This is a genomic window from Variovorax sp. WDL1, assembly GCF_001541225.1.
Classification (GTDB): Bacteria; Pseudomonadota; Gammaproteobacteria; order Burkholderiales; family Burkholderiaceae_C; genus Variovorax.
On record NZ_LMTS01000034.1, the window covers coordinates 1 to 5,552 of the forward strand.

A 5,552-nucleotide genomic window follows, 5' to 3' on the forward strand; every position below is an offset into this window, starting at 1 on the left:
AGTGACTCGGCTGCCGGGACGACGCCCCGGCTCCAGCCTCCGATCGAGCGCAACGCATCATCAAGCGCCCAGTACCCCAACCCTCTCCGGAAAGGGAAGAGAGCAAGAGGCCCACCCATGAGCGTATTCGAAGGACTCAAGGTGCTCGACGTCGCCAGCTACATCGCAGGCCCCGCGGCGGCCACGATCCTGGCCGACTTCGGCGCCGACGTGATCAAGGTCGAGGTGCCCGAAGGCGACGGCTTCCGCAAGACGGCGCAGAACCCGAACCTCGCCTACTCTCAGCACAACTACCTGTGGATGCAAGGCGCGCGCAGCCGCCGGGGCATCGCGCTGGACCTCAAGAAGCCCGAGGGCCAGGCCGTGCTGCACGGCCTCGTGCGCACCGCAGACGTGCTCGTCACCAACTACCCGCTGCCGGTGCGCGCGCGGCTCGGCCTGGCGTGGGAACGCATCCGCGAACTCAATCCCCGCCTTGTCTACGCCTCCCTCACCGGCTACGGCGAAACCGGGCCCGAGTCCGGCAAGCCGGGCTTCGACGCAACCACCTACTGGGCGCGCAGCGGCCTGGCCGACCTGACGCGCCCCGACCCCGACGGGCCGCCCGCCAACCCGGCGAACGGCCTGGGTGACCAGCCCACCGCAGTCACGTTGTTCGCGGCCATCGTCACTGCGCTCTACCGGCGCGAGCGCACGGGGCAGGGTGGCATGGTCAGCACCTCGCTGCTCGCGAACGGCGCCTGGGCCAACGCGATGGCGATCCAGGGCATGCTGGTCGGCGGGCGGCTGGTGTACCGGCAGCCGCGCACCTGGCCGCGCAACGCGCTCACCAATTTCTATCGCTGCGGGGACGGGCGCTGGTTCATCCTCAGCCTGGTCACCGAGGAACGCGACTGGCAAGCCTTCCTGCGCGTGATCGAGGCTCCTGCGCTGGCGCAGGACCCACGCTTCGCGGCGCTGCCCGCGCGCCGCGAGAACGGACCGGCACTCGCCGCGCTGCTGGACGAAGTCTTCCTGCAGCGCGACAGCGCCGACTGGACCGCGCGCTTCGGCGCGGAAGGTCTCACCGTCGGCGTGGTCGCGCGCAGCGAGGACGTGCTGGGCGACGAGCAGATGCGCCTGTGCGGCGCGCTCGTGCCGGCCGAGGGCATTCCGGGCACGGGCCTGACGGTGAGCAGCCCGTTCCAGGTGGAGGGCGCCGAGAAGTCGCACCCACGTCACGCACCCGCCATCGGCGAACACACCGACGAGGTGCTGCGCGAGGCCGGCTACTCGGCCGACGACATCCAACGCCTGCGCGACGACGGGGCGGTCGCGTGAGCGCGGAGGCGGTGCTGCGCGAGGACCACGGCCAGGTCGCCGTGCTCACCATCAACCGGCCCGGCGCGCGCAACGCGATCGATGCCGAGGCCGCGCGTGCGCTGGCCGCGCTCGTCGCCGGGATCGAACGCGACCGGGCCGTGCAGGCCGCGATCCTCACCGGCGCCGGCGACCGCGCCTTCTGCGCTGGCGCCGACCTCAAGGAGCTGGCCGGCGGATCGGCACCCGGCGAGCGCTCAACGTCCGACGGCGGCTTTGCCGGCTTCGTGCACGCCCCGCGCGAGAAGCTGTGGATCGCGGCGGTGAACGGCGCGGCGGTGGCGGGCGGCTTCGAACTGGTGCTCGCGTGCGACTTCGCCATCGCGTGCGACACGGCCCTCTTCGCGCTGCCCGAAGTGAAGCGCGGCCTCGCCGCCACCGCAGGCGGCGTGTGGCGCCTGCCGCGCGCCATCCCGCGCGGCGCGGCGCTCGAGCTGATCGCCACCGGCGATCCGATCGACGCTGCCGAGGCGCTTCGGCTCGGGCTCGTCAACCGGGTGGTGGCGCCCGATCGCCTGCTGCCCGAGGCGCTGCGCATCGCGGCGCGCGCGGCGGCCAACGCGCCCATCGCCGTGCGCGCCAGCCTGGCGCTGGCGCGCCGCGCGTTCGACCGCAACGACGCGACGCTGCGCGACGAGGCCGACGCCGCTTCGCGGCGCGTCATGGCGACCGAGGATGCGCGAGAAGGCCCGCGCGCCTTCGCCGAGCACCGCCTGCCGCGCTGGCGCGGCGCATGAAGGAGCCGCAGTGATGGACGACGACCTGAAGATCCTGGCCACGGGCCTCGCATTTCCCGAGGGACCGGTGGCGATGGAGGACGGCACGGTGCTGTTCGTGGAGATTGCTGCCGGGCGATTGAGCCGGTGGCGTCCCGGTGGCGGGGTCGAGACCGTGGCCACGCCCGGCGGCGGGCCCAATGGCGCCGCGATCGGTCCCGATGGCGCCTGCTACGTCTGCAACAACGGCGGCATGCAGTGGCACAACGATCCGAACGGTGGGTTGTACCCGCACGGCCGCGCGGCCGGCTACGGCGGCGGCCGCATCGAGCGCATCGATCTCGCCACCGGCCGCGTCGAGCGACTGTACGAGCGCACCGTAAGCGCAGCGCTGCAGAGTCCCAACGACATCGTGTTCGACGGGCATGGCGGCTTCTGGTTTACCGATCTCGGATCCATGGGCCACGCCGAACTCCAGCGTGGCCGCATCTGCTACGCCCGCGCCGATGGCTCGTCGATCCGCGAGGTGGTGTTCCCGATGCTCACCCCCAACGGCATCGGCATGTCGCCGGATGGCCGCTGGCTGTACGTGGCCGAGACGGTCACCGCGCGGCTCTGGCGCTTCGAGGTGACCGGGCCCGGGGAACTGGCGCTCCACGGCTGGCCCGCGATGACGCCGGGCGGCATGCTGTTCGCCTCGCCGGTGTACTGCATGTTCGATTCGCTCGCGGTCGAGGCGGGCGGCAACGTCTGCGTCGCCACCATCGGCGCGCCCGGCATCGCCGGCATCACCGTGATCGATCCGGCCGGTGCGCTGGTGGAGCGCGTGCCCATGCCGGACCGCTCCACGACCAACCTCTGTTTCGGCGGCGCCGACGGGCGCGATGCGACCCTCACGCTGTCGCGCTCCGGTCGGCTGGCGCGCAAGCGGTGGAGCCGCGAGGGCCTCGTCACTCCATCGTGATGCCGGTGGCCTTGATGGCCGCCGTCCAGCGCGTCGTCTCGTCCTGCACGAAGCGCCGGGCCGCCTCCGGCGTACTGCCTTCGGGCTGGAAGCCGTAGGCGAAGATGCGCGCCGACACCTCGGGCGTCTGCACGATGCGGGTGATCTCGGCCGACAGCCGGTCGACGATCGGCTTGGGCGTGCCCGCAGGCATCGCCATCACTGACCAGCCCGACAGGCTGACGGCGGGGAAGCCGAGCTCTCCGAAGGTGGGCACGTCGGGAAAATCCTTGAGGCGGTTGGGCAGCGCGACGGCCAGCAGCTTCATCTGGCCCGCCTGGGCCTGCGCGGCCAGCGTGCCGGCCGCGCCGATCACCACCGCGATCTGGCCACCCAGCGCCGCCTGCACCGCGGGCGCCTCGCCCTTGAAGGGCACGTGGACCAGGTTGATGCCGGCCTGCTGCGCGAACATGCTGCCCAGGATGTTGGCGGAGCTGCCCGGGCCGCTGGTGCCGTAGTCCACCCCTTCCTTGCGCGTGCGCGACCAGGCGATGAACTGGCGCAGGTCGGTGGCCGGCACGTGCCGCGCCACTGCGAAGCTGTTGGGCAGCATGGCCACCAGCGACACCGGCGTCAGCTCCTGCAGCGTGTAGCCGGGCGACTTCGCCATCAGGCTGGTGAGCACCAGGCTGCTGAGCGTCAGCACCATCGTGTAGCCATCGGGCGGGGCCTTGGCGGCGAGCGCGTAGGCGATCGCCCCGTTGGCGCCGGCGCGGGTGTCGACCACCACGGGCTGGCCAAGCGAGGCCGAGAGACGCTCGGCGATCAGCCGCGCGGTGCCGTCCAGCGCGCCGCCCGGCGGCGTCGGGATGACGATGCGCAGCGGCTTGTCGGGCCAGCGCCCGGCGTCCTGCGCGCCGGCAGCGCCGGCGAGCGCGAGCGAGGCGGCGGCGAGCGTGCGCAGGGCCGTGCGTCGGGTGGTGTGTGGCATGGGTTGTCTCCGTGTCGTGGCTGAACAAGAGGCGGCGGCCTCAGGGTGGGCGCCGCCGCAGCCGCGCGTCCCCGAGTGCCAGTGGCGTGGTTCCGAGGTCCGCGGGGTCGACCACCGTGCCGGGCGCCACCAGTGCGTCGATTGCGTCCAGCAGCGCCGGCTCGAGGCGACCGTCGCTCGCGGTCGTCTGCTGTTCGAGCTGTTCCAGCGTGCGCGGGCCGATGATCGCGGCGCTGACCGCGCGGTGCTCCAGCACGAAGCGCAGCGCCAGGTGCACCAGCGACAGTCCGGCGTCGGACGCGAGCGCCTGCAGCCGCTCCACGGTCTCCGCCTTTCGGCGGCCCTCGGGCGACGCCGTGTCGAAGCGGCCCGGGTTGAAGCGCCGGCGCCAGCTATCCGCGGCGGGTTCGCCCGCGCGGTATTTGCCGGCCAGCCAGCCGCCTGCGAGCGGGCTCCAGACCAGCACGCCCAGCCGGTGGCGCTCGGCCGCGGGCAGCAGCTCGGCTTCGGCCGCGCGCACGAGGATGGAGTACTGTGGCTGCTCGCTCACGAAGCGCTCGCGGCGGCGTTCGCGCGCGACCCATTGCGCTTCCACCAGCTCGGCCGGCGAAAAGCCGGAGGTGCCGATCATGTGGATCTTTCCCTCGCGCACCAGGTCCGACAGCACGCCCAGCGTGTCGTCGATGTCGCATCGCGGGTCCGGGCGATGGAGCTGGTAGAGGTCGATCCAGTCGGTGCGCAACCGCCGCAGGCTTCCTTCCACCGCCTGGCGAATCCAGCGGCGCGAGTTGCCGCGCATGTTGCGGTCGGCACCCATCGGGAAGTGACCCTTGGTTGCGAGCACGACGCGTTGCCGGCGCTCGCCGGCCAGCGCCGCGCCGACGATCTCCTCCGTGCCGCCCTGGCCGCCGTACACGTCGGCCGTGTCCATGAAGTTGATGCCCGCGTCCAGCGCGGCGTGGATGATGCGCGTGCAGTCAGCCGCATCGGGGTTGCCCTGCGCGCCGAACATCATGGTGCCGAGGCACAGTCGGCTCACCTGCACGCCGGTGGTGCCGAGGGTGGTGTATTCCATGGGAGTGCGAGCTCAGCGCCGATCGTCCGCCCAGGCGGGGTTGTCGATGGCGAGCGCCTCGCGCAGGCTCTCGCGCAGGTGGCGCACCAGGGCTTCGTCGGCGAGGTCGAACGCGCCCTCGTCGATGCGCCGCGCGAGCGCCGCTCGAAGTGCGGGCAGTTCATCCTCGCCGTTGTCGAGCAGTGCCTGCAACCGCGTGCGCTCGGCGGCATCGGCGGCGGCGCCGAGTTCGAGTTCGCGGGTCAGCAGGCGCAACACGTTGACGATGACGCGCGTACGAAAGCGCGGGAACCCGGCCAGCGCGGGCAGCACGTCGCGCTCCAGGTCGTCGGCGGCGGCCTGCAGCAGGGCGCCGGCGGAGGGGACGAAGGCGGGCATGCGGGTTCTCCTCTCAGACTTCTCAGGCGTTGGCCGTCGCGAGCGTCATGAAGTCCCACAGCGGCTCCTCGAGCCGGCGGCCGATGGCGG

At 72.4% G+C, this 5,552-nt stretch carries 6 protein-coding genes; 3 read left to right on the forward strand and 3 right to left on the reverse strand.

The window, feature by feature from the left end; translation table 11 throughout:
* Positions 1-117 precede the first annotated feature (117 nt).
* From APY03_RS07050 to APY03_RS07060, 3 genes are read left to right on the forward strand one after another with little or no spacing between them, the layout of a single operon-like run.
* Positions 118-1,320, forward strand: a complete 1,203-nt coding sequence (locus APY03_RS07050) for a CaiB/BaiF CoA transferase family protein (protein ID WP_068675284.1) — start codon at positions 118-120, stop codon at positions 1,318-1,320.
* Positions 1,317-2,096 (forward strand): enoyl-CoA hydratase-related protein, encoded by a 780-nt coding sequence (locus APY03_RS07055; protein ID WP_068675286.1) that lies wholly within the window; start codon positions 1,317-1,319, stop codon positions 2,094-2,096. The genes APY03_RS07050 and APY03_RS07055 overlap by 4 nt, the downstream gene beginning before the upstream one ends.
* Positions 2,097-2,109: 13 nt before the next feature.
* The gene (locus APY03_RS07060; RefSeq protein WP_068675296.1) at positions 2,110-3,039 is read left to right on the forward strand and encodes an SMP-30/gluconolactonase/LRE family protein; all 930 of its coding nucleotides are present in this window, start codon (positions 2,110-2,112) and stop codon (positions 3,037-3,039) included.
* Here APY03_RS07060 and APY03_RS07065 read toward each other — a convergent pair.
* From APY03_RS07065 to APY03_RS07075, 3 genes are read right to left on the reverse strand one after another with little or no spacing between them, the layout of a single operon-like run.
* Positions 3,026-4,009, reverse strand: coding sequence for a tripartite tricarboxylate transporter substrate binding protein (locus APY03_RS07065; protein WP_068675288.1), 984 nt, complete (start codon positions 4,007-4,009; stop codon positions 3,026-3,028). The genes APY03_RS07060 and APY03_RS07065 overlap by 14 nt on opposite strands.
* Before the next feature lie 40 nt (positions 4,010-4,049).
* Positions 4,050-5,084, reverse strand: coding sequence for an aldo/keto reductase (locus APY03_RS07070; protein ID WP_068675290.1), 1,035 nt, complete (start codon positions 5,082-5,084; stop codon positions 4,050-4,052).
* Positions 5,085-5,096: 12 nt separating this feature from the next.
* On the reverse strand, positions 5,097-5,462 hold the full coding sequence (locus tag APY03_RS07075) for a DUF6285 domain-containing protein (RefSeq protein ID WP_068675293.1): 366 nt from the start codon (positions 5,460-5,462) through the stop codon (positions 5,097-5,099).
* Between the last annotated feature and the right edge of the window lie 90 nt (positions 5,463-5,552).

Coding starts and splice junctions, on each gene's coding strand:
- APY03_RS07075 (WP_068675293.1), bottom strand. CDS start 5,462: ATGCCCGCCTTCGTCCCCTCCGCCGGCGCCCTGCTGCAGGCCGCCGCC.
- APY03_RS07050 (WP_068675284.1), top strand. CDS start 118: ATGAGCGTATTCGAAGGACTCAAGGTGCTCGACGTCGCCAGCTACATC.
- APY03_RS07060 (WP_068675296.1), top strand. CDS start 2,110: ATGGACGACGACCTGAAGATCCTGGCCACGGGCCTCGCATTTCCCGAG.
- APY03_RS07065 (WP_068675288.1), bottom strand. CDS start 4,009: ATGCCACACACCACCCGACGCACGGCCCTGCGCACGCTCGCCGCCGCC.
- APY03_RS07070 (WP_068675290.1), bottom strand. CDS start 5,084: ATGGAATACACCACCCTCGGCACCACCGGCGTGCAGGTGAGCCGACTG.